General features: G+C 46.2%; 1 protein-coding gene. It reads left to right on the top strand.

The features are described 5' to 3' along the window. Positions 1–31: 31 nt before the first annotated feature. Positions 32–541: collagen-flanked surface repeat-containing protein (locus D8790_RS10445; protein WP_446677489.1), on the top strand; the 510-nt coding region annotated here is incomplete at its 3' end.

The raw sequence follows: 541 nt of genomic DNA on the forward strand, positions 1-541 counted from the left end.
AGTTGGTCTTGATAAGAACGGCAATGGCCAATTGGATCCAGATGAAGTAACCTCATCTACTATCGTTAAAGACGGTAAGGATGGTAAATCTCCACTAGCTAAGGTTGTCGACAACAACAACGGTACTCACACTGTTCAAGTCGGTCTTGATAAGAACGGTAATGGTGAGTTGGATCCAGACGAAGTGACATCTTCAACTATCATCAAAGATGGTAAGGATGGCAAAGCTGGCGCAACTGGAGCTACAGGCGCGACCGGAGCCAAAGGCGATAAAGGTGAAACTGGAGCAACNGGCGCAACTGGTGCCAAAGGTGAAGATGGCAAGCCATCATTGGCGCAAGTCGTAGACAACAACGACGGTACACACACTGTTAAAGTTGGTCTTGATAAGAACGGCAATGGCCAATTGGATCCAGATGAAGTAACCTCATCTACTATCGTTAAAGACGGTAAGGATGGTAAATCTCCACTAGCTAANGTTGTCGANAACAACAACGGNACNCANACTGTTCAAGTCGGTTTGGATAAGAACGGTAACGGT

The sequence above is a fragment of the Streptococcus cristatus genome (assembly GCF_003943535.1).
Lineage (GTDB): Bacteria > Bacillota > Bacilli > Lactobacillales > Streptococcaceae > Streptococcus > Streptococcus cristatus_L.